Raw genomic sequence first — 21,300 nt, 5'->3', positions numbered from 1 at the left:
AGTAAGGAGGCCCCATAATGGCAATTAAATCATTCAAACCGTACTCCGCTGGTCGTCGGTTTATGACAGTATCTGCCTTCACTGAAATCACTGCAAGCAAACCAGAAAAATCTTTGCTCGCTAAGGTTTCTCAGACAGGCGGTCGTAATAACACCGGTAAAATGACTGTACGTCACCAAGGTGGCGGTCACAAGCGTCAGTACCGTATTATTGACTTCAAACGTACTAAAGATAATATTCCTGCAAAAGTAGCTTCTATTGAATACGATCCTAACCGTAGTGCTCGTATCGCGTTACTTAACTACGCAGATGGTGAAAAACGCTACATTCTTGCTCCACATGGCTTGAAAGTGGGCGACACTGTATATAGCGGTCCTGAATCCGACATTAAGCCAGGCAACTGCTTACCATTACTTAACATTCCATTGGGTACTCAAGTACACAACATTGAAATGAAAATTGGTAAAGGTGGCCAAATTGTTCGCTCTGCTGGTACATCCGCACAGCTTATGGCTAAAGAAGGTTCCTATGCATTACTTCGTTTACCATCCGGTGAGCTTCGTCGTGTGCATATCAACTGCCGTGCAACAGTAGGTGTTGTAGGTAACATCGATCATGAAAACATCACAATCGGTAAAGCTGGTCGCCATCGTTGGATGGGCGTTCGTCCAGGCAACCGCGGTGTTGTAATGAACCCTTGTGACCATCCACACGGTGGTGGTGAAGGTAAGTCTCCAGTTGGTCGTAAACATCCAGTTACACCTTGGGGTAAACCTGCACATGGTGTTAAAACTCGCGACAAGAAAAAAGCTTCTAGCAGCTTAATTGTTAAACGTCGTACAAAATAGGATAACAGGAAGGAGATAAGACAGTGTCCAGATCTATAAAAAAAGGCCCTTTCGTCGCAGCTTCGCTTGTGAAGAAAATTGATGCCTTAAACGAAACAAATGATAAGAAAGTTGTAAAAACCTGGTCTCGTGCCTCTACTATTATTCCTAACTTTGTAGGCCATACAATTGCTGTGCATGATGGTCGCAAACATGTACCTGTATTCATTACAGAGGATATGGTAGGTCACAAACTTGGCGAATTCGCTCCAACACGTACCTTCAAAGGTCACATTAAGAACGAAAAAACAACTGGTAAGAAATAATATAGGAGGAATTAGATAATGGAAGCAAAAGCAATCGCTAAACACGTGCGCATCGCGCCTCGTAAAATCCGTATTGTTGCTGACTTAGTTCGTGGCAAGAATATCGGCGAAGCATTTGCCATCTTGAAGTTCACTCCGAAAGTTGGCGCTGATGTAGTAGAAAAAGTATTGCGTTCCGCAATCGCTAATGCAGAACACAATTTTGATATGAATGTTGACAATCTTTATGTATCCGGTATCTTTGTTGATCAGGGTCCAACAATGAAACGCATTCATCCTCGTTCCCGTGGACAGGCTTTCAAAATTTTGAAACGTTCTAGCCACGTAACTGTAGTAGTTTCTGAAAGAGCTTAATAGAAGGAGGGAATATAGTGGGTCAGAAAGTTAATCCCCATGGTTTGCGTGTTGGTATCGTAAAAGATTGGGACGCAAAATGGTATGCTGATAAAGATTACGCTGCAAATCTTCACGAAGACGTTTTAATTCGTAACTTCTTGAAGAAAACCCTTTTCATTGCTGGTATTTCCCGCATTGAAATTGAGCGTATTAATAAACGTATTAAATTAACTATCCACACTGCAAAACCAGGTATGGTAATCGGTCGTGGTGGTGCTGGTATCGAAGATATCCGTAAAGCGTTAAAACGTTTCACAGATAAACAAATCGATGTAAACATTGCTGAAATTAAACAAGCTGATATGGATTCCGTATTAGTTGCTGAAAACATTGCTAGTCAATTGGAACGCCGTATTGGTTTCCGTCGTGCAATGAAACAAGCCGTAGGTCGCACAATGCGCTTAGGTGCAAAAGGTATTAAAATCATGGTTAGTGGTCGTTTAGGCGGCGCTGAAATCGCTCGTAGCGAATCTTACCGTGAAGGTAGTATCCCATTGCATACACTTCGTGCAAACATCGACTATGGTACTGCTGAAGCTCATACAACATATGGTTGTATCGGCATCAAAGTATGGATCTACAAAGGTGAAGTATTGCCAGAGGCAAAACAGGTACCTGCTAAAAAGGAAGAAGGTGACAACTAATGCTTATTCCAAAGCGCGTAAAACATCGTAAACAATTCCGCGGTCGTATGAAAGGTCGCGCAATGCGTGGTAACAAAGTTGCTCACGGTGAATTCGGTTTAGTAGCATTAGAGCCATCTTGGATCACAAACCGTCAGATCGAAGCTGCTCGTATTGCTATGACTCGTTATATCAAACGTGGTGGTAAAGTTTGGATTAAAATTTTCCCAGATAAACCAATCACTGCAAAACCAGCTGGTACTCGTATGGGTTCCGGTAAAGGTTCCCCAGAATATTGGGTAGCTGTAGTAAAACCAGGTCGCGTAATGTTCGAAATGGACGGCGTATCTGAAGAAGTAGCTCGTGAAGCTATGCGATTGGCAGGTCATAAACTTCCAATCAAAACTAAGTTCGTTGTTAAGGGTAAAGAATTGGGTGGTGACGTAAATGAAGGTTAATGACATCCGTAACATGAGCGCTGCCGAAATGGAACAAAAAGTTTCCGGCCTTAAAGAAGAGTTGTTTAACCTCCGTTTTCAGCTCGCAACTGGTCAATTAGAAAATCCAATGCGTATTCGTGAAGTTAAGAAAACTATTGCGCGTATTAAAACAATTCAGCGTGAAGCTGCTCTTAAAGAAAACGCATAATAACAAATTTTGTTTGGATTGAAAAGGAGGCTAATGGTCGTGGCAGAAGAAAGAAATGTACGTAAAGTACGTGTGGGCAAAGTTGTAAGTAACAAAATGGACAAAACCATCGTTGTGTCTGTTGAACGTAAAGTGCCGCACGCATTATATAATAAGCCAATGGTAACAAGCAAACGCTTCAAAGCTCATGATGAAAACAATGAGTGCCAAATTGGCGATACAGTTAAAATTGTAGAAACTCGTCCACTTTCCAAAGATAAACATTGGAGATTGGTTGAAATTATTGAAAAAGTAAAATAATACGTGATGTAAGGAGGAAACACGATGATCCAGCAACAAACAATTTTGAATGTTGCCGATAACACTGGCGCAAAACGTATTATGTGTATTCAAGTTTTGGGCGGTTCTTATCGCAAATTCGGCAATATCGGTGACGTAATCGTTGCTTCTGTAAAAGATGCATCACCCGGTGGCGTTGTCAAGAAAGGCGACGTAGTTAAAGCCGTAATTGTTCGTTCTAAAAAAGGTATCCGTCGTCAGGACGGTTCTTATATTCGTTTCGACGAAAATGCAGCAGTAGTAATTAAAGATGACAAGAGCCCACGTGGCACTCGTATTTTTGGACCTGTAGCTCGTGAGCTTCGTGAAAAAGACTTCATGAAGATTATCTCTCTTGCTCCAGAAGTTTTATAAGAAGGAGGAACGCGACGATGTCCCAAACTAAACTTCTAGTAAAAAAAGGCGATACTGTTGTTGTTATCTCCGGTCGAGATAAAGGCAAACAAGGTGAAGTTATTGCAACTGAACCTAAAAAATCGCGCGTGTTCGTAAAAGGCGTTAACTTAGTTAAACGTCATACGAAACCAAGCCAGGCTAATCCTCAGGGCGGCATCATCACTAAGGAAGCTCCTATCCATGTTTCCAACGTAATGGTACTTGATCCTGAAACTAAACAGCCTACTCGTATCAAAAAAGTAGAACAAAATGGTAAATTTGTACGTGCTACTGTTAAAAGTGGTGCAGTACTCGATAAATAATAGGGAAAGGAGGGCTTTTAACTAATGTCTCGTTTAAACGAAAAATATACTAGTGAAATTCGTCAGGCTTTACAGGAAAAATTCCAGTACAAAAACGTTATGGAAATTCCTAAATTGGAAAAAGTCGTTATCAATATTGGTGTTGGCGATGCAGTAGGCAATGCAAAAGCATTAGACGCTGCTGTTAACGACCTCACAATCATCGCTGGTCAAAAACCAGTTATTACTAAAGCTAAGAAATCCATTGCTAACTTTAAAGTTCGTGAAGGCATGTCTTTAGGTACTAAAGTAACTCTTCGCGGCGAACGCATGTATGAGTTCTTGGATAAATTGATCAACGTAGCTTTGCCACGTGTACGTGACTTCCGCGGCGTAAGTGCTAAGGCTTTTGATGGCCGTGGTAACTATGCATTGGGTCTTAAAGAACAGCTCATCTTCCCTGAAATCGAATATGATCAGGTAGAACGCGTAACTGGTATGGATATCATCGTAGTTACTAGCGCTAAAACTGATGAAGAAGCTCGTGAGTTATTGGCTCTTTGTGGCATGCCGTTTGAAAAATAATTAGGAGGAACTTATAGATGGCTAAAAAATCTATGATTGAACGCGAAAAGAAACGTGCAAAGATTGTTGCTAAATATGCTGCTAAGCGTGAAGCTTTAAAAGCTGCTGGCGACTATGAAGCATTGGCTCAATTGCCAGCAAATGCTTCCCCAACTCGTTTACATAATCGTTGCAACTTGACCGGTCGCCCTCATGGCTACATGCGTAAATTCGGTATTAGCCGTATTGCGTTCCGTGAACTTGCATACAAAGGACAGATTCCTGGCGTTAAAAAAGCCAGTTGGTAATTGGATTACGGGAGGAGGTTTTTAGAATATGGTAATGACCGATCCGATTGCGGATATGCTTACGCGCATCCGTAATGCAAATGCTGCCCTTCACGAAACAGTTGAAATTCCTGTTTCTCGCATGAAGGCTGCCGTTCTAGAAATCCTTAAAGAAGAAGGATTTGTAAAGAGCGTTGAAACCGTTGAAAGCGGCAAACATACAGTATTAAAAGTAACGTTAAAATATGGTTCCAATAATGAAAAAGTAATTACTGGAATTAAACGTATTTCCAAACCAGGTTTACGTGTTTATGCGAAGAAGGAAGAACTCCCTCGCGTACTAGGTGGTTTAGGTATTGCAGTTATTTCTACATCTAAAGGTGTAATGAGTGATAAACAAGCTCGTAAAGAAGGCCTTGGTGGCGAAGTACTAGCATACGTATGGTAATCAGGCAATAGGAGGTAGAAATAATGTCACGTATCGGTAGAATGCCTATCGAGATCCCTGCTGGCGTTACAGTAAATTACGAAAATCATGTAATGACTGTTAAAGGTCCAAAAGGTGAATTATCTCGTGAATTGCATCCGGATATGATTATTACTGTGGAAGGTAACACAATCACAGTAGCTCGTCCGAGCGAAGATAAAGCGCATCGTTCTTTACATGGCCTCACTCGCGCTCTTGTTGCTAACTTGGTAACAGGCGTTCATGATGGCTTTGCAAAAACATTGGAAATCAACGGTGTAGGTTACAGAGCGGCAAAACAAGGTAATAAATTAGTTCTTACTCTTGGCTTCTCTCATCCAGTAGAAATGGAAGCTCCTGCTGGTATTACCATCGATGTTCCAGCTCCTAACAAAATCATTGTTAGCGGTGCGGACAAAGAAGTGGTTGGTGCTGTAGCTGCTAATATCCGTAAATGGAGAGAACCAGAACCTTACAAAGGTAAAGGTATCCGTTACGAAGGCGAAGTAGTTCGTCGTAAAGCTGGTAAAGCTGGCGCTAAAGGCAAATAATATCAGTAGAATTTAGAAAGGAGTGAACATCTTGGCTCGTAAATCCACAAGAAATATTGCTCGAGCAAAACGTCATCTTCGTATTCGTCGTCACATTTCTGGTACGGCGCAAACTCCACGTTTGAACGTATTCCGTAGCCTTAGCAACATTTACGCTCAGGTTATTGATGACGTAGCTGGTACAACATTAGTAGCAGCTAGCTCATTAGATAAAGAATTAAACTTGAACTATGGTGGCAATGTGGCCGCAGCTAAAGCTGTTGGTGAATTAGTTGCTAAACGTGCTATCGAAAAAGGTATCGAATCTGTAGTATTCGATCGCGGTGGTTACATTTATCATGGTCGTGTCGCAGCCCTTGCAGAAGGCGCTCGTGAAGCAGGCTTGAAATTCTAAGAAGGAGGAACTTTAGACATGGCGAGAATTGACTACACCAGTCTTGATCTTAAAGAAAGAGTAGTATTCATCAACCGCGTAGCCAAAGTAGTAAAAGGCGGTCGTCGTTTTTCCTTCAGCGCTTTAGTTGTTGTTGGTGATGGCAACGGTCACGTAGGCGTTGGCTTAGGTAAAGCGGCAGAAGTGCCAGAAGCAATTCGCAAAGGCATTGATGATGCTAAGAAAAATCTTATTCATGTTGTTATTAAAAACGGTACTATTCCTCACAGTGTTACAGGTACGTTCGGCGCAGGCCGCGTATTCTTGAAACCAGCTGCAGAAGGTACTGGGGTTATCGCAGGTGGCCCAGTGCGTGCCGTATTAGAATTAGTTGGTGTTCGTAACATCCTTACGAAATCCATTGGTTCTTCCAATCCTAACAACATGGTTCGCGCAACAATTGAAGGCTTAGCACAGTTAAAACGTGCCGAAGACGTAGCAGCTCTTCGTGGCAAAACTGTAGCTGAGATTTATGGCTAATAAGGGGGATTGACTGTAATGGCACAGGTAAAAATTACATTGACCAGAAGCTTAATCGGTCGCCCTGAAGATCAGCGCGCAACTGTAAAAGCTCTTGGCTTAAAGAAAACTAACTCTCAGGTAGTTAAAGAAGTTACACCTCAGATTCAGGGTATGCTTCACAAAGTTAGACATTTAGTTACTGTAGAAGAAGTATAATATAGATAAGGAGGTGCACTGAATGAAACTTCATGAATTAGCTCCAGCAGCAGGTTCTAAAAAGACTCGCACTCGTCGTGGTCGCGGTCTTGGTTCCGGTCTTGGTAAAACCTCTGGCCGTGGTCAGAAAGGTCAAAACTCCCGTAGTGGTGGTGGCGTACGCTCTGGCTTCGAAGGTGGCCAGATGCCTCTTTATCGCCGTTTACCAAAACGTGGTTTCAAAAATGTGTTCGCTAAAGAATATGCGGAAGTTAACATTTCCCAACTTAACCGTTTCGAAGACGGTGCTACCGTTGATCCAGTAGCTCTTATCGAAGTAGGCATTTTGAAAAACGTTCGTGACGGTATCCGTATCCTAGGTAATGGCACGTTAGAAAAGAAATTAACAGTTATTGCTAACGGTTTTACTAAAACTGCCGAAGAAAAGATTGTAGCAGCAGGCGGAAAAGTAGAGGTGATCTAGGGTGCTAGAAGGCCTCTCTAACATCTTTAAAATAACAGAGCTCCGTAACAAAGTGGCGTATACGTTACTCATGTTTATCGTGTTCAGGGCAGGCGTTCACATCCCAGTTCCTGGCGTAGATGCCTCTGTTATTGAAAGCTTATTCACCTCTGGTGGCTTGTTCGGTTTACTGGACTTGTTCGCTGGTGGTGCCTTAAGTAAATTCTCCATTTTTGCCATGAGTATTACCCCATACATCAATGCGTCCATTATTATGCAGCTGTTAACAGCGGTAATTCCGACCTTTGAACAATGGAGTAAAGATGGTGAAGATGGTCGTAAGAAAATTGCCAAAGTAACGCGATATGGTACTGTCGTACTTGGTTTCGTCCAAGCTTTCGGTATGGCCTATGCGTTGCGTGCCAATAGTGCATTAATTGACAACAGTTTCTTATCGGTAATTGTAATTGCTATCATCTTAACCGCAGGGACTTGTCTCCTTATGTGGATTGGTGAACAAATTACAGCATATGGCATTGGTAATGGTATTTCTCTTATCATCTTTGCTGGTATCGTAGCACGCTTCCCATCAGGGTTTAGCACAATTTATGAATACCTACAAGTAGGAACAATTAATATTTTCCAAGCTATATTATTTGCTATTATCGCCGTTGCAATGATTGTCTTTGTAATTGCGGTAACTCAAGGTCAACGTCGTATTCCGATTCAATATGCTAAACGCGTAGTTGGTCGTAAAATGTACGGTGGCCATTCAACCTTCCTTCCTCTTAAGGTCAACCAGGCAGGTGTTATTCCAATTATCTTTGCGTCATCCGTTTTGATGTTTCCTGTGACGTTAGCTCAGTTTGTGCAGGTTGACTGGGTGAGAACACTAGCTAACTATTTTACATGGGGAACTCCATTGCAGACTATTTTATATGCTGTATTGATTTTCATATTTACTTACTTCTATACAGCAATCTCAATTAACATTACGGATATGGCAGATAATATGAAAAAATACGGTGGATTTATCCCAGGCATTCGCCCAGGTAAACCTACTGCTGATTATGTAGATCGCGTAATGACACGCATTACCTTCGCTGGTGCTATGTTCTTAGCATTAGTTGCCATTTTACCAAACTTCATTGGTGGTATTACTGGTATTGAAGGCGTGTATTTTGGTGGTACAGCTCTACTCATCGTAGTTGGCGTAGCATTGGATACGATGCAACAAGTTGAATCGTTAGTATTAACACGTCACTACAAGGGCTTTGTTAAATAGGAGGAAAATTGCTATGTATATTTTGTTAATGGGACCTCCCGGTGCAGGTAAAGGCACTCAGGCAACTCGTTTAATTGATAAATATGGTATTCCTCAGATTTCAACCGGTGATATGTTCCGCGCTGCGGTTAAGGAATGTACCCCTCTTGGTCTTGAGGCTAAGAAATACATGGATGCTGGTCAGCTCGTACCGGATAGTGTTACGGTAGGAATTGTACGTGAACGCCTTGCTAAAGATGATTGCAAAAATGGCTTCATTCTTGATGGCTTCCCTCGTACAACCGCCCAAGCAGTATCATTAGATGCTATATTAAAAGAAATGGGAATTGTTCTTGATGCAGTTGTGAACCTCAATGTTCCAAATGATGAATTAGTTCGACGCATCAGCGAACGAGCACGTCTTGAAAATCGTGACGATGATAAACCGGAAACAGTACAGAAACGTCTTGCTGTATACGACGAATCTACAAAGCCTTTGATTGATTACTATCGTAACAGTGGTTTATATGTAGAAATCAACGGATTACAGGATGTGGATACAGTATTTACAGATATCATTAAAGCGTTGGAGAAATAATCAATGATTATTTTGAAATCGGAACATGAAATTGAGTATATCCGTCAGGCATGTAAGCTCACAGCTGAAACACTAGAACAGCTTATAGCAGTAGCTAAACCAGGTGTTAGCACCTTGGAATTAGATCAATTTGCCGAAGAATATATTCGCAGCCATGGTGGTGAACCTAGCTGCAAAGGTTACTATGGGTATCCTGCAACAATTTGCGCTTCTATCAATGATGAAGTGGTACATGGTATTCCCAATGCTCATCGCAAACTGAAGAATGGCGATATTATTAGTATCGACCTTGTATCTTCTGTTAATGGGTATCATGGGGATTCCTGTGTAACCATTCCTATTGGGAAGGTAAAACCTCAGGTTATGAAACTTCTCAAAGTGACAGAAGAAAGCTTGTTTAAAGGCATTGAACAAGCTGTTGTCGGGAACAGAGTGGGGGACATTTCTCACGCTGTTCAGACGTATTGTGAAAAATTCGGATTTGGAGTGGTACGTGACTTCGTTGGTCATGGTCTTGGTCGTGAAATGCATGAAGATCCACAAATTCCAAATTACGGTCCGGCTGGGCATGGCCCTCTTTTAAAGCCGGGTATGGTGCTTTGTATTGAGCCAATGATTACTATGGGTACTTACGAAGTGCAGGTTCTCGGTGATGACTGGACAGCTGTCACACGTGATGGCAAACCAGCGGCACACTTTGAACATACAGTGGTTGTTACTGAAAACGGCCCTGAAATTTTGACCATGCGTGATGAACCCAGGTTGATTAAATAACCAGTAGCCGGAGGAAATGATATGTCAAAAGAAGACGTTATTGAAGTGGAAGGTACGGTCGTTGAAGCTTTACCAAATGCCATGTTTCAGGTAGAACTTGAAAATGGTCATGTGGTACTTGCTCATGTGTCAGGCAAAATGCGTATGAATTTTATTCGTATCCTTCCCGGTGATAAAGTTACTATGGAACTGACACCATATGACTTAAATCGTGGTCGTATTACCTACCGTTTTAAATAGTAAGCGGCAGCGACACAAAGGAGGTACTTATGAAGGTTAGACCATCAGTTAAAAAGATATGCGAAAAATGCAAAATCATTAAACGTAAAGGCCGTGTAATGGTAATTTGCGAAAACCCAAAACATAAACAAAAACAAGGATAATTGATAGGAGGTGGATGAATAGATGGCACGTATAGCCGGTGTAGATTTACCACGTGACAAACGTGTGGAAATTGGTTTAACTTATATTTATGGTATCGGACTTACTTTGTCCAAAGAAATTTTGGAAAAAACAGGTATCAATCCAGATACTCGCGTTCGTGACCTTACTGAAGATGAAGTTGCGAAAATCCGTGCTCTTCTTGATGAAGAGTATAAGGTTGAAGGTGACCTTCGTCGTGAAGAAGCACTTAACATTAAGCGCTTAATTGAAATCAACTCCTATCGCGGGAAACGTCATCGTGCAGGATTGCCTTTGCGCGGTCAACGCACTAAGACAAATGCTCGTACTCGTAAGGGTCCTAGAAAAGCAATTGCTGGGAAGAAGAAATAATAAAGGAGGGATAAAGCGTGGCTAAAAAGGTAGTAAGAAGCAAAAGAAAAGAAAAGAAACACGTTGAATCTGGTGCGGCTCATATCCGTTCCACATTTAATAACACTATCGTAACAATTACTGATACAAACGGTAATGCTCTTTCCTGGGCCTCCGCAGGTGGTCTTGGATTCCGTGGCTCTCGTAAGAGCACTCCATTCGCAGCTCAGATGGCGGCTGAACAAGCTGCTAAAGCTGCTATGGAACACGGCTTACGTCAGGTTGAAGTATTCGTAAAAGGTCCAGGCTCTGGTCGTGAAGCTGCAATCCGTGCATTGCAAGCTGCAGGTCTTGAAGTTAACAGCATTAAAGACGTTACTCCAATTCCTCACAATGGTTGCCGTCCTCCAAAACGTCGTCGTGTATAATTTATAGTTTAAGCGATCGCTTGGAGCGGTCGCTATGATATACTATAGATGAAAGGCGTGTTTAATAGGAGGATTGTCCTGATGAGCGAAGAAAAGAAATTAAAAATCGAGAAAGTTGAAGTACGCGATGACGGTCGTTATGGTAAATTCGTCTGTGAACCATTAGATCGTGGCTACGGGATTACGCTCGGTAATAGCTTACGTCGAATTCTGCTTTCGTCTTTAGATGGAGCGGCCATTACTTCCATTAAGATTGATGGAGTGCTTCATGAATTTTCTACCATTCCTGGTATTCGTGAGGACGTAACGGATATAATTCTTAACCTCAAACAGTTATGCCTTCGCCTTGATAGCGAAGCACAAGTGCCTTTGGATCTTCATATTGATATCCAAAAAGAAGGCGTGTTAACTGCTGGTGAATTTGGACAAAATTTCCCACCTGAGGTAGAAATTTTAAATCCTGACCTCGTAATTGCTACGATGGATGAGGTAGCTCATCTAGTAATGGATGTGCGCATTGAACGTGGTAAAGGTTATGTGCCATCCACGAAGAATAAAAAGGATGATGATGTAATTGGTCGAATTCCTATCGACTCCATCTTCTCCCCTATTCTTCGAGCAAAATATGAAGTAAGTGATGTGCGCGTAGGCAACGAAATGGACTTTGATAAATTAACTCTTGAAGTTGTTACCAACGGTTCCATTACCGCCGCTGAAGCTGTAGCACGTTCTGCCAATATTATGATTGGTTACTTAAAGAACTTCACTAAATTAGCACATTCTGCTGAGGAATTTATCGTTCCTGGTGCAGATGATGAAGGTCCAATTGTCGATGATTCACCAGCTGGTGAAGAACCTGATGATGGTCCATCTAAAATCCTTATCGACGATTTAGAATTGTCTGTTCGTGCATATAATTGTTTAAAACGCGCAAGCATTAATACAATTGCGGACCTCTTGGATAAGAGTATGGACGATTTAGGTAAGGTACGTAATTTAGGTAAAAAATCCATTGATGAAATTGAAGAAAAACTTCAAAATCATCCATTGGGACCATTTTACTTGAAGAAAAAAGGCGAATAAGGAGGATGACTAATGTATAGAAAATTAGGCCGTGACAGCTCTGCTCGTAAAGCATTATTCCGCGGTATGTTAACATCTTTCTTCCAGTATGATCGTATTGAAACGACTGAAGCTAAAGCTAAAGAACTTCGTGGTTTAGCTGACCAGATGATCACACTTGCAAAACGTGGTGATCTTCATGCTCGTCGTCAGGTACTTGCATACCTTATGGACGAAGATGTAGTTAAAAAATTGTTTGACGAAATTGCTCCAAAATATGCTGATCGTCAGGGCGGTTACACTCGTGTAATTAAAACTGGCCTTCGTAAAGGCGATGCAGCTCCATTAGCACTTATTGAGCTCGTTTAATAATTAGGAAGTCGGTGTTGCAACGGATGTTAGCAACACCGCTTTTTTATGCTATACGAAGATAGTCGTCATAGTAGTTTGGGGCACTGTATTGACAGTATAAAAATAGAGGTCAATAAACTTTATGCGTTATTATCAACCCCTACTAAAATAGTGGGTTGACGAATGACCGCTATTTTTATATTATCAATATAGTAATTATGTATACATTAAGTTGAGGATAAATAATGAGTACACAAGACATTATGATACAAGCTAATCACATGAGTCATACCTATGAAGATGAATCAGGCAATGTGGTATATGCCTTAGATGATGTAAGTCTTTCTATTCGCAAAGGAGAATTTGTCAGTATTATTGGTACTAATGGGAGCGGTAAAAGTACATTAGCCAAACATTTTAATGTGCTACTAACGCCTACCAAGGGAACGGTTACGGTGCTAGGGATGGATACGAAAGATGCGCATCACTTGTGGGATATTCGTCAACATGTAGGCATGGTATTTCAAAATCCAGATAACCAAATTGTAGCAGCTGTGGTAGAAGAAGATGTTGCATTTGGGCCTGAGAATTTGGGCGTCGCGCCTGAGGAAATTCGTAGTCGTGTAAAAGAAGCTTTACAAAGTGTTAATATGACAGAATATGCCCTTCATTCCCCAGGCTTACTATCAGGTGGTCAAAAGCAGCGCATTGCCATTGCTGGGGTTCTAGCGATGAAGCCTGATTGTATTGTCCTTGATGAGCCAACCGCCATGCTCGACCCAGTAGGGCGTAAAGAGGTACTAGAAACGGTTCACCGCTTGAATAAAGAAGAAGGGATTACCATTGTATATATTACGCATTTCATGGAAGAGGCAGTTACGTCTGATCGTGTAATCGTTATGAAAAATGGTAAATTATTGCATGAAGGTACACCAAGAGAGATTTTTTCACAAGTGCCTATATTAAAAGAGCTGGGCTTAGATGTACCAGTCGTAGCAGAAGTAGCTACTAAGTTGCGGGCTGATGGCCTATCTTTACCAGCGGATATTATTACGGAGGAGGAATTGGGGGACCAATTATGCCAATAATATTAGATACTGTTTCGTACGTATATGGCGAGAATACGCCGTATCGTAAAGAAGCATTGAAGGGAATTAATTTAACAATTAAAGAAGGCGACTTTGTTGGTATTATTGGGCACACAGGGTCTGGTAAATCCACGTTAGTGCAACATTTGAATGGTTTATTGCATCCTACTACGGGTACGGTTACTATTAATGGCATAGATGCGGCGCTCAAAACAGAGGAAGCTAAAATAATGCGTCATAAAGTGGGCATGGTGTTTCAATATCCGGAACATCAGTTGTTTGAAGAAACAATTGCTCAAGATATTGCTTTTGGGCCAAAGAACTTAGGCCTTAGTGATGAAGAAGTTAATCAGCGAGTTCATGAGGCCATGGACTTTGTAGGCCTTGATTATGCTACCTATGCGGAACGCTCGCCGTTTCAATTATCGGGTGGTCAAATGCGCCGCGTAGCCATTGCTGGGGTGGTAGCTTTGGAGCCAGATTATTTAATTTTAGATGAACCGTCTGCAGGTTTAGATCCTTTTGGTCGTGAAGAAATCTTCCAGAAAATTATGGAACTTCATGAGAAAAAAGGAATTACAGTAGTATTGGTATCGCATAATATGGAAGATATTTCACGGATGGCTAATCGCCTCATTGTGATTGATAATGGGCAGATTCAATTAGATGGCAAACCGCTGGATATTTTTATGAATAAACGGAAAGAATTACAGGCTGCTGGTGTAGATGTGCCCCCTGTATCTAAACTAGTTGAGTATTTGCGCGACCGTGGTTTACCAGTGTCACAGCAAGTGATTTCTGTAGATGATGCTGTTAAAGCTATTGAAGTAGCCGTAAAGGAGGTAGCCCATGTTAAGTAATATTACAATTGGCCAATACTTCCCTGGCGATTCTTTTTTACATCGTATGGATCCGCGTGCTAAAATTATAGCCACTATGATTTTCATTGTAGCTATCTTTTTAGCTGAAACGACATTAGCCTATATAGTGGTTGGTTTATTTACTATTTTTACTGTTGCTTTGTCTCGGTTGCCTATGCGTTTAGTATGGAACTCCATTAAACCTCTATGGATTATTATCGTCTTTACCATGGTTATCCATATCTTTACTACGCCAGGAACGATGGTTTGGGAGATGGGCTTCTTACATATTAGTGAAGAAGGGCTTCGTATGGGGAGTTTTATGGCGGCGCGTTTAGTATTTTTAATTATTTTTTCGTCCCTACTAACCTATACAACGTCCCCTATTCGCTTGACTGATGGTATAGAGCACTTGTTGAATCCGTTTCGGCGATTTGGTGTACCTGCTCATGAATTGGCTATGATGATGACCATTGCCTTGCGGTTTATTCCTACTTCATTGGAAGAAACGGATCGCATTATGAAGGCGCAGGCTTCACGTGGTGCTGATTTTACAACGGGGAGTATTATTAAACGGGCTAAAAATATGGTGCCTTTACTAGTACCTTTGTTTATTAGTGCCTTCCGTCGGGCTGATGAATTAGCGGTTGCTATGGAAGCTAGATGTTATCGCGGTGGTCATAATCGTACGCGCATGCGTGAATTGACGGTTACCTCCTATGATTACATTGGCATTACTGGGGTTATTAGTATTACTCTCGTTTTATTAGTCTTGAAATTTTTCCCTGTTACCTTTTAAAGAGAATCTATTTTATATAGGGCGTCATTTTATGTAGGACGTAATTTTAGATAAGGCATATTTTACATAAGGCATATTTTAGATAAGGCTAAGGATAGCTGTAGAAAGGAGCTTTCATTGGACGCAGAACAACGTAATATACGCTTAATTGTTGCCTATGATGGCACTGAACTCAATGGTTACCAAAGCCAGCAAAATGGCATTACCGTACAGGATTGTTTAGAAGCAGCCTTGAGCCGAGTATGCAATGAGCCTATTTCTATTTATGGTGCTTCCCGCACTGATGCAGGGGTACATGCACGCTTTCAAGTCGTTACTTTTTTTACGACTGGGCGTATTCCTGTTGCTAATTTAACACGCGCCTTAATCGCTCATTTACCACCCTATATAGTGATTCGTAACGCTGAGGAAATTCCCCTTGATTGGAAACCTCGGTGGCAGATTGTTGGTAAGGAGTATGTGTATACGATTCATAATGATGAGGTAGCTGATCCATTGACTATGAGGTATCATTGGCATGTGAAAAAGCCCTTAAATCATGAGGCTATCGTCAAAGGGGCTCAGTATTTAGAAGGAACGCACGATTTTACGACTTTGCAAGGGGCCAATTCTACACCTGCTAATCCGGTGAAAACCATATATGCAGTGGTACCTCGATTTGAGGGGACTACCTTACGTATCCATGTAATTGGGGATGGCTTTCTCTATCATATGGTGCGAAACATTGCCGGTTTGTTAGTGGATGTAGGGTTAGGTCGTATTTTACCAGAGGCCATTCCTGATTTGTTGGCTAGTAGGGACCGCCGTTGTATTGGTAAAACGGCACCAGCACAAGGTTTATGTTTAGAAGAAATCTTTTTTGATGAAACAAGACGAAGTTCAGTTTTAAAAAGTTTGGGACGCTAACGGCGTCCCTTTTGCTTTAGCTAATTAAAAGGGTACTAAATTGTAGGGATATATCATTTGAGCATAGGTCTAGCTATAATTTTATAAATTAGCAGGTTAATGATAGGGCTGAAGTCTTTTCATTACTGAATGGCGGAAATCAAATGAGCTAGTGGCTTAATTAGCTTGTTACGATGGACTAAGGAATATATGTTTAAAATTAATAAAATATAAACTACACGTGGACTTATTTAGATGCTTTATAAAGTAATAGGCGTATCTATTTTTATAGGTTGCAGGGCAAACTATGACTATAGGTACGCCTTTTATAGTTCTAATGTAGTAAGACATTTATAATGGACTTGTATTTATGAAAGGGCTATTTGGTATTATAATTATGCATAAAATGAGTAATAATATTATTTATTGATGTCATTGGATATATATTATACACTATAGAATATGCCCTACTTGTAAGCTATAATTAGCCTTGCAGGCTAGTCATAATGGGTGCTATGGATTCCTAGAAGTTGTTTGCTGATTTTGTATAAAAATGTTAAAATGTAAAGTAGTTGAAAGATTTTACAGATCCACTATACCATGTAATGTTTAATCCTAAGGAGGGTGAATCTTTTGCAAAAACGTAAAGATTTTATCTGGAAAATGGGTGGCCAGCAGGGCGAAGGTATCGAAAGCTGCGGCGAAATTATGGCCACAATCTTAGCTAAAGAGGGGTACTCTTTATACAGCCAACGTCTCTTTGCATCTCGTATTAAAGGTGGGCATACAACCTTTGCACTACGTATTGCACTAGAACAAATTATGACGGTTGGCGAATCCGTTGACTTCTTGGTAGCATTAGACCAAGAAACCGTTGATATGCACGGTAATGAAGTTCGTAATGGTGGTTACATTATTTGCGATAGCAAAGTAAACCCTGACTTCTCTAAATTTGAAGGGGCACCTGTTACTTGCTTAGCTGTACCTATTACTGAAACAGCTATGAAACAAGGGTCCTTGTTGATGCGTAACATCGTTGCGTTAGGGATGTCAGTTGCTCTCTTAGGATTTGATAAAACCCCATTTAAGAAAGCCATTGCGGAACGTTTTGCTAAAAAATCACAAGATGTAATTGATAAAAACTTAAATGCCTTTGAAGATGGTTATACTCTAATCATTGAAAAACGTGGTGAAGGGGACGTAGATACTTTACCAGTACCAGAACCTAAAGATCAGATGTTCTTATTAGGTAATGAAGCATTAGCACTGGGTGCGATTGCAGCTGGTTCTCGTTTCATGGCATCCTATCCAATTACTCCAGCTTCTGAAGTTATGGAATACATGATTAAGAAAATGGATAAAATTGGGGCAACTGTTGTTCAAACAGAAGACGAAATTGCTGCTTGTATGACCGCTATGGGTGGTGTATATGCAGGCGTACGTGGTTTCACTTGTACTTCTGGCCCAGGTCTAAGCCTTATGGCGGAATCCTTGTCCATGGCTTCTATGGCTGAATTGCCAATGTTAGTTATTGACGTGCAACGTTCTGGCCCATCCACTGGTATGGCGACTAAAGTGGAAACCTCTGATATCAATGCAGCTTGTCACAATGCGCATGGTGATTATGCTAACATCGTTATTTCACCAACAAGTATTGAAGAATGCTTCTATGAAATTCAAAAAGCATTTAACCTCGCTGAAATGTATCAATGTCCAGTTATTTTCATGCCTGATTTACAACAAGGTTTGAATAAACAATCCGTACCTTCTTTCGATTTGAATCGTGTGCCAATTGAACGCGGTAAAATGATGAAAGAAGAAGATCTGCCAGAATTAGAACGTCCTCATTACTTCAAACGTTTTGAATTGACGGAAGATGGCATTTCCCCTCGTACCATTCCTGGTATGAAAAATGGTTTATTCTTATCTACTGGCCTTGAACATAATGAAGAAGGTAAACCAGCAGAAGCACCAACTATGCACGTTAGCCAAACTGACAAACGTCTTCGTAAGTTGAGTACGGTAGCTGATGTATATGAACCATTCCTTAATAATGCAAAACATGATGAATGTGATGTATTGGTAATTGGTATCGCTTCTAGCCGTGGTGCTATTGAAGAAGCAGCTGCTGAATTGGAAGCTGAAGGTGTTAAAGTTAACCACTTACAACTTCGCCTAATTAAACCATTCCCTAAAGAACAACTTATGCCTTTCTATGAAAAAGCTAAAAAAGTTGTTATTTGTGAACAAAATGCAACAGCACAATTAGCTGACTTATTCCGTATTAATATGCCTAATAAATGTAAGCTCCATAGTTGCTTAAAATATGATGGTAATCCATTCACAGCAACCTATGTAAAAAAAGCAATTAAGGAGGTTTTATAAGATGGCTCAAGTGACTGATTATAGAAATGATATTCGCCCTAACTGGTGCCCAGGTTGTGGTCATTATGGGGTGCAGGCGGCCATTACTGATGCTGTGACTCAGTTAGATATTTCTCCAGAAAAATTAGCTGTTATTTCCGGTATCGGTTGTTCTAGCCGTATTGGTGGTTATTTCTACGCTTATGGTGCTCATACTACGCATGGTCGTGCCTTACCATATGCTCAAGGCGTAAAATTAGCTAACCAAGATTTGGAAGTTGTTGTTTGCGGCGGTGACGGTGATGCGTTCGCTATTGGTATGGGTCATACGATTCATGCGTTCAAACGTAATGTTAATATTACTTACGTTGTAATGGACAACCATGTATATGGTTTGACTAAAGGGCAAACCTCTCCTCGTTCCGATATTGGTTTTGTAACTAAAACTTCACCACATGGTTCTTTTGAATCACCATTACCAATTTGTGAAACGGCGATTGCTGCTGGTGCTACTTTCGTAGCGCAAGGCTATATGATTAACCGTGCTGAATTGGTTGAATTGATTAAGCAAGGCATGCAACATGAAGGGTTCTCTTTCATTAACGTATTCAGCCCATGCGTAACATATAATAAACGCAATGGTTATGATTACTTCAAAGAAAACTTAACGTCTTTATCTAAAATTGAAGGATATGATCCTTCTAATCGTGCTGAAGCCTTAAAAACATTAGGTGATTATCAAGGCCTATTGACTGGTTTAATCTATGAAGATACGACTAAACCATGCTTTGAAAAAGCCTTAGCTGATGCTAATGGTGGTCCACATGCCCGTGCGCTTGTACATGATGTAGTAAAACCAGATGCAGCTATGTTCCAAGGTTTATGTGACGAATTCAAATAATTCTTTGGACTTGCTATGAAAAAGTAGGCTGATTAACAGTAAATTTAATTTTTTCTATATAAAAAGAATACATACAGTAGCAGTTTATGGTATAATAAACGATAGCTGTTACTTAACTAACAGGCGATGCTTAGGTATCGCCTGTTAGCATGTATGTAGTAAGACAGTTCGTAACCATCCTGTCTTTAAATAAAACTAAGGAGATTTTAAAAATGAATACTTTGAGTACAACAAAAAAGCTGACTATTTCAGGTCTATGTCTTGCCTTGTATATTGTGATTATGATGATCACGCAGGGCTTTGCGTTTGGTCAATACCAAGTGCGGATTGCTACCGCTTTGTATGGTTTGGCGGCGTTATTTCCTTTCTCTATTTTAGCCTTTGGTTTTGGCAACTTGATTAGTAATTTAATTATGGGCGGTTTAGGCCCTATTGATGCTATTGGGGGCTGTATAGTAGGCCTCGTTACTACGAGTGGTATTGTGTTAGGAAAGCGTATGGGGTTTGGTAATTGGATTGTGATTCCTTTTATTACCTTAGTTCCTAGTTTAGTAGTCCCTTTATGGTTATCACCTTTATTAGGCGTGCCTTATGTGGTATTAGTGACTTCCCTATTAGTGGGGCAAGGGATTTCTGCAATAGTGAGCTTTTTTATTGTAAATGGCTTAGAACGTTTTAGTCATATCATTATGGGGAGAGAACCTGTAATGAAGGAAGAAGCTATGAAATTACAAAGGGAGGTGCCATCCTATGGCAAGCGGTAGAACAAGTGAAGAGTTACAAGGGGTACATGGGTTAGGCCAAGCGACGAAATACCCTACTGATTATGCACCAGAAGTATTGGAATCGTTTCCCAATAAACATCCTAATAATGATTACTTTGTAAAATTTAATTGTCCTGAATTTACTAGTCTTTGTCCTATGACGGGACAACCTGATTTTGCGACGATTTATATTTCTTACGTGCCTGATGAACGTTTGGTAGAGAGTAAATCGTTGAAATTATATTTATTTAGTTTCCGTAATCATGGTGACTTCCATGAAGACTGTGTAAATATTATTATGAAAGACTTAATTGCTTTAATGAGTCCTAAATACATTGAAGTGTGGGGCAAATTCACACCGCGAGGTGGCCTGGCTATTGATCCGTATGCTAACTATGGCAAACCGGGTACGGAATGGGAAAAGGTAGCTAAAGAACGATTACACTTTCACGATATGCAGCCAGAGCGGGTGGCGTATCGGTAATAAACCAAGAAACTGCTTTTAAAGGTACGGTTTACATTGGATAACGTATTTTGTTCGGCCTTGCGGAACCGTTCTAAGGCGAAGGTAATGAGACGAATTAAGTGAAACCTATCGGCGACGATTTGTGCTTGAGGAAACCAATCATGCATTACAGAACGGAATTGCAGTGATATATCCATAGTGATATATTTTACGTTGTTTCGTATATACTTAGGAAATTGAGTAAAGTACTTGACTAATTCGGTAGTATCTCGTTTGGGCAGAATATCTAATATTTTATGAGACTCTGGAGCGGTGAGAATGACTTGGTACTTTTCTTCTGCTGTATTTTTTTAAATTCATCAATAGATAAGACCGGTGGCAACGTTGAGGGACGACTACAAGAGCAAACATAACGACGTTGGCGATACAAGAATCGAATAGGCTTTTCATTAGCGGTTGTATGGCGAATAGCTCGATTTGTATAGCCTTTAATACGTGTAGTTTTTGCATGACAATGCGGACAAGTGTGAGGGTGCGCGGGAACTTCTACATACAGTAAATGCTCTGAATCGGTTTCTCGCATATTTTTTATATATTCGGCTTTGATTCCTAGTAATTTTCCTATATAATTAAGAGTAGACATATTGAGTAAACATCCTTTAGTAATGGTTTCGTAGCTTTTATTT

Annotated in this window: 36 protein-coding genes; 34 read left to right on the top strand and 2 right to left on the bottom strand. The window is 40.7% G+C overall.

Annotated elements, in window-relative coordinates; all coding sequences use genetic code 11:
* Window positions 1-17: 17 nt before the first annotated feature.
* The 34 genes from rplB to queF all read left to right on the top strand — a co-directional run bounded on the left by rplB (window position 18) and on the right by queF (window position 20,632).
* Window positions 18-848 carry a 50S ribosomal protein L2 gene (gene rplB / locus VER_RS07480; RefSeq protein ID WP_006555656.1) on the top strand — a complete coding sequence of 277 codons (831 nt, stop codon included), beginning with the start codon at window positions 18-20 and terminating at the stop codon, window positions 846-848.
* A gap of 23 nt (window positions 849-871) precedes the next feature.
* Window positions 872-1,153: a 30S ribosomal protein S19 gene (gene rpsS / locus VER_RS07475; protein WP_115310807.1), complete on the top strand. Its 282-nt coding sequence runs from the start codon at window positions 872-874 to the stop codon at window positions 1,151-1,153.
* An 18-nt stretch (window positions 1,154-1,171) separates the two neighbouring features.
* The gene (gene rplV, locus VER_RS07470) at window positions 1,172-1,507 is read left to right on the top strand and encodes a 50S ribosomal protein L22 (protein ID WP_115310808.1); all 336 of its coding nucleotides are present in this window, start codon (window positions 1,172-1,174) and stop codon (window positions 1,505-1,507) included.
* Between the two features lie 17 nt (window positions 1,508-1,524).
* A complete protein-coding gene (gene rpsC / locus VER_RS07465; RefSeq protein ID WP_162100222.1) occupies window positions 1,525-2,193 on the top strand; it encodes a 30S ribosomal protein S3 in 669 nt (222 codons plus the stop codon).
* Window positions 2,193-2,630 carry a 50S ribosomal protein L16 gene (gene rplP / locus VER_RS07460; RefSeq protein WP_028254682.1) on the top strand — a complete coding sequence of 146 codons (438 nt, stop codon included), beginning with the start codon at window positions 2,193-2,195 and terminating at the stop codon, window positions 2,628-2,630. Before rpsC ends, rplP begins: the two co-directional genes overlap by 1 nt.
* Window positions 2,620-2,820: a 50S ribosomal protein L29 gene (gene rpmC, locus VER_RS07455; protein WP_115310809.1), complete on the top strand. Its 201-nt coding sequence runs from the start codon at window positions 2,620-2,622 to the stop codon at window positions 2,818-2,820. The genes rplP and rpmC overlap by 11 nt, the downstream gene beginning before the upstream one ends.
* A gap of 39 nt (window positions 2,821-2,859) precedes the next feature.
* A complete protein-coding gene (gene rpsQ / locus VER_RS07450; protein WP_277600414.1) occupies window positions 2,860-3,120 on the top strand; it encodes a 30S ribosomal protein S17 in 261 nt (86 codons plus the stop codon).
* Window positions 3,121-3,144: 24 nt separating this feature from the next.
* Window positions 3,145-3,513 carry a 50S ribosomal protein L14 gene (gene rplN, locus VER_RS07445; protein ID WP_006555663.1) on the top strand — a complete coding sequence of 123 codons (369 nt, stop codon included), beginning with the start codon at window positions 3,145-3,147 and terminating at the stop codon, window positions 3,511-3,513.
* 17 nt (window positions 3,514-3,530) lie between these two features.
* Window positions 3,531-3,857, top strand: coding sequence for a 50S ribosomal protein L24 (rplX, locus tag VER_RS07440; protein WP_162100221.1), 327 nt, complete (start codon window positions 3,531-3,533; stop codon window positions 3,855-3,857).
* Window positions 3,858-3,881: 24 nt separating this feature from the next.
* Entirely contained in the window at window positions 3,882-4,421 is a 540-nt protein-coding gene (gene rplE / locus VER_RS07435; protein WP_162100220.1) for a 50S ribosomal protein L5, read from the top strand.
* A gap of 17 nt (window positions 4,422-4,438) precedes the next feature.
* Complete coding sequence (rpsN, locus tag VER_RS07430) at window positions 4,439-4,708, top strand: 30S ribosomal protein S14 (RefSeq protein WP_006555666.1); 270 nt, start codon at window positions 4,439-4,441, stop codon at window positions 4,706-4,708.
* 28 nt (window positions 4,709-4,736) lie between these two features.
* Window positions 4,737-5,135 (top strand): 30S ribosomal protein S8, encoded by a 399-nt coding sequence (rpsH, locus tag VER_RS07425; protein WP_115310812.1) that lies wholly within the window; start codon window positions 4,737-4,739, stop codon window positions 5,133-5,135.
* A 23-nt stretch (window positions 5,136-5,158) separates the two neighbouring features.
* Complete coding sequence (gene rplF, locus VER_RS07420; protein WP_115310813.1) at window positions 5,159-5,704, top strand: 50S ribosomal protein L6; 546 nt, start codon at window positions 5,159-5,161, stop codon at window positions 5,702-5,704.
* Window positions 5,705-5,735: 31 nt separating this feature from the next.
* Window positions 5,736-6,098 carry a 50S ribosomal protein L18 gene (rplR, locus tag VER_RS07415; protein WP_162100219.1) on the top strand — a complete coding sequence of 121 codons (363 nt, stop codon included), beginning with the start codon at window positions 5,736-5,738 and terminating at the stop codon, window positions 6,096-6,098.
* Window positions 6,099-6,116: 18 nt separating this feature from the next.
* Window positions 6,117-6,617, top strand: coding sequence for a 30S ribosomal protein S5 (gene rpsE, locus VER_RS07410; protein WP_115310815.1), 501 nt, complete (start codon window positions 6,117-6,119; stop codon window positions 6,615-6,617).
* Between the two features lie 18 nt (window positions 6,618-6,635).
* Window positions 6,636-6,815, top strand: a complete 180-nt coding sequence (rpmD, locus tag VER_RS07405; RefSeq protein ID WP_006555671.1) for a 50S ribosomal protein L30 — start codon at window positions 6,636-6,638, stop codon at window positions 6,813-6,815.
* A 22-nt stretch (window positions 6,816-6,837) separates the two neighbouring features.
* The gene (gene rplO, locus VER_RS07400) at window positions 6,838-7,278 is read left to right on the top strand and encodes a 50S ribosomal protein L15 (RefSeq protein WP_115310816.1); all 441 of its coding nucleotides are present in this window, start codon (window positions 6,838-6,840) and stop codon (window positions 7,276-7,278) included.
* 1 nt (window position 7,279) lies between these two features.
* On the top strand, window positions 7,280-8,542 hold the full coding sequence (gene secY, locus VER_RS07395) for a preprotein translocase subunit SecY (protein WP_162100218.1): 1,263 nt from the start codon (window positions 7,280-7,282) through the stop codon (window positions 8,540-8,542).
* A gap of 13 nt (window positions 8,543-8,555) precedes the next feature.
* Window positions 8,556-9,119 carry an adenylate kinase gene (locus VER_RS07390; protein WP_115310818.1) on the top strand — a complete coding sequence of 188 codons (564 nt, stop codon included), beginning with the start codon at window positions 8,556-8,558 and terminating at the stop codon, window positions 9,117-9,119.
* Window positions 9,120-9,122: 3 nt separating this feature from the next.
* Window positions 9,123-9,893 carry a type I methionyl aminopeptidase gene (gene map / locus VER_RS07385; RefSeq protein WP_162100217.1) on the top strand — a complete coding sequence of 257 codons (771 nt, stop codon included), beginning with the start codon at window positions 9,123-9,125 and terminating at the stop codon, window positions 9,891-9,893.
* 21 nt (window positions 9,894-9,914) lie between these two features.
* Window positions 9,915-10,133: a translation initiation factor IF-1 gene (infA, locus tag VER_RS07380; protein ID WP_005377071.1), complete on the top strand. Its 219-nt coding sequence runs from the start codon at window positions 9,915-9,917 to the stop codon at window positions 10,131-10,133.
* Window positions 10,134-10,162: 29 nt separating this feature from the next.
* A complete protein-coding gene (rpmJ, locus tag VER_RS07375) occupies window positions 10,163-10,276 on the top strand; it encodes a 50S ribosomal protein L36 (protein ID WP_006555676.1) in 114 nt (37 codons plus the stop codon).
* 22 nt (window positions 10,277-10,298) lie between these two features.
* Window positions 10,299-10,667 carry a 30S ribosomal protein S13 gene (gene rpsM / locus VER_RS07370; RefSeq protein WP_115310820.1) on the top strand — a complete coding sequence of 123 codons (369 nt, stop codon included), beginning with the start codon at window positions 10,299-10,301 and terminating at the stop codon, window positions 10,665-10,667.
* Window positions 10,668-10,684: 17 nt separating this feature from the next.
* A complete protein-coding gene (gene rpsK / locus VER_RS07365) occupies window positions 10,685-11,074 on the top strand; it encodes a 30S ribosomal protein S11 (protein ID WP_115310821.1) in 390 nt (129 codons plus the stop codon).
* An 81-nt stretch (window positions 11,075-11,155) separates the two neighbouring features.
* Entirely contained in the window at window positions 11,156-12,157 is a 1,002-nt protein-coding gene (locus VER_RS07360; RefSeq protein ID WP_162100216.1) for a DNA-directed RNA polymerase subunit alpha, read from the top strand.
* 12 nt (window positions 12,158-12,169) lie between these two features.
* Window positions 12,170-12,505 carry a 50S ribosomal protein L17 gene (gene rplQ / locus VER_RS07355; RefSeq protein WP_162100215.1) on the top strand — a complete coding sequence of 112 codons (336 nt, stop codon included), beginning with the start codon at window positions 12,170-12,172 and terminating at the stop codon, window positions 12,503-12,505.
* A 227-nt stretch (window positions 12,506-12,732) separates the two neighbouring features.
* Window positions 12,733-13,575, top strand: a complete 843-nt coding sequence (locus VER_RS07350) for an energy-coupling factor transporter ATPase (RefSeq protein ID WP_162100214.1) — start codon at window positions 12,733-12,735, stop codon at window positions 13,573-13,575.
* The gene (locus tag VER_RS07345) at window positions 13,566-14,435 is read left to right on the top strand and encodes an energy-coupling factor transporter ATPase (protein WP_162100213.1); all 870 of its coding nucleotides are present in this window, start codon (window positions 13,566-13,568) and stop codon (window positions 14,433-14,435) included. Before VER_RS07350 ends, VER_RS07345 begins: the two co-directional genes overlap by 10 nt.
* A complete protein-coding gene (locus tag VER_RS07340; RefSeq protein WP_162100212.1) occupies window positions 14,425-15,234 on the top strand; it encodes an energy-coupling factor transporter transmembrane protein EcfT in 810 nt (269 codons plus the stop codon). The genes VER_RS07345 and VER_RS07340 overlap by 11 nt, the downstream gene beginning before the upstream one ends.
* 117 nt (window positions 15,235-15,351) lie before the next feature.
* The gene (gene truA, locus VER_RS07335; protein WP_162100211.1) at window positions 15,352-16,140 is read left to right on the top strand and encodes a tRNA pseudouridine(38-40) synthase TruA; all 789 of its coding nucleotides are present in this window, start codon (window positions 15,352-15,354) and stop codon (window positions 16,138-16,140) included.
* A 612-nt stretch (window positions 16,141-16,752) separates the two neighbouring features.
* Window positions 16,753-18,504, top strand: a complete 1,752-nt coding sequence (locus VER_RS07330) for a 2-oxoacid:acceptor oxidoreductase subunit alpha (protein WP_162100210.1) — start codon at window positions 16,753-16,755, stop codon at window positions 18,502-18,504.
* 1 nt (window position 18,505) lies between these two features.
* The gene (locus VER_RS07325) at window positions 18,506-19,384 is read left to right on the top strand and encodes a 2-oxoacid:ferredoxin oxidoreductase subunit beta (RefSeq protein WP_162100209.1); all 879 of its coding nucleotides are present in this window, start codon (window positions 18,506-18,508) and stop codon (window positions 19,382-19,384) included.
* A 212-nt stretch (window positions 19,385-19,596) separates the two neighbouring features.
* Window positions 19,597-20,148 (top strand): QueT transporter family protein, encoded by a 552-nt coding sequence (locus VER_RS07320; RefSeq protein WP_162100208.1) that lies wholly within the window; start codon window positions 19,597-19,599, stop codon window positions 20,146-20,148.
* Window positions 20,135-20,632 (top strand): preQ(1) synthase, encoded by a 498-nt coding sequence (queF, locus tag VER_RS07315; RefSeq protein WP_162100207.1) that lies wholly within the window; start codon window positions 20,135-20,137, stop codon window positions 20,630-20,632. The genes VER_RS07320 and queF overlap by 14 nt, the downstream gene beginning before the upstream one ends.
* Here queF and VER_RS10540 read toward each other — a convergent pair.
* Both VER_RS10540 and VER_RS07305 read right to left on the bottom strand, forming a co-directional pair.
* The gene (locus VER_RS10540; RefSeq protein WP_370456476.1) at window positions 20,596-20,895 is read right to left on the bottom strand and encodes a transposase; all 300 of its coding nucleotides are present in this window, start codon (window positions 20,893-20,895) and stop codon (window positions 20,596-20,598) included. The two genes, queF and VER_RS10540, sit on opposite strands and share 37 nt — an antisense overlap.
* 5 nt (window positions 20,896-20,900) lie before the next feature.
* Window positions 20,901-21,300, bottom strand: a 400-nt coding sequence (locus VER_RS07305; protein WP_238390177.1) for a transposase family protein, incomplete at its 5' end; no start/stop codon positions are given.

Source organism: Veillonella sp. R32, from assembly GCF_010093125.1.
GTDB lineage: Bacteria > Bacillota > Negativicutes > Veillonellales > Veillonellaceae > Veillonella_A.
This window is presented reverse-complemented; position numbering and strand designations above follow the sequence as displayed.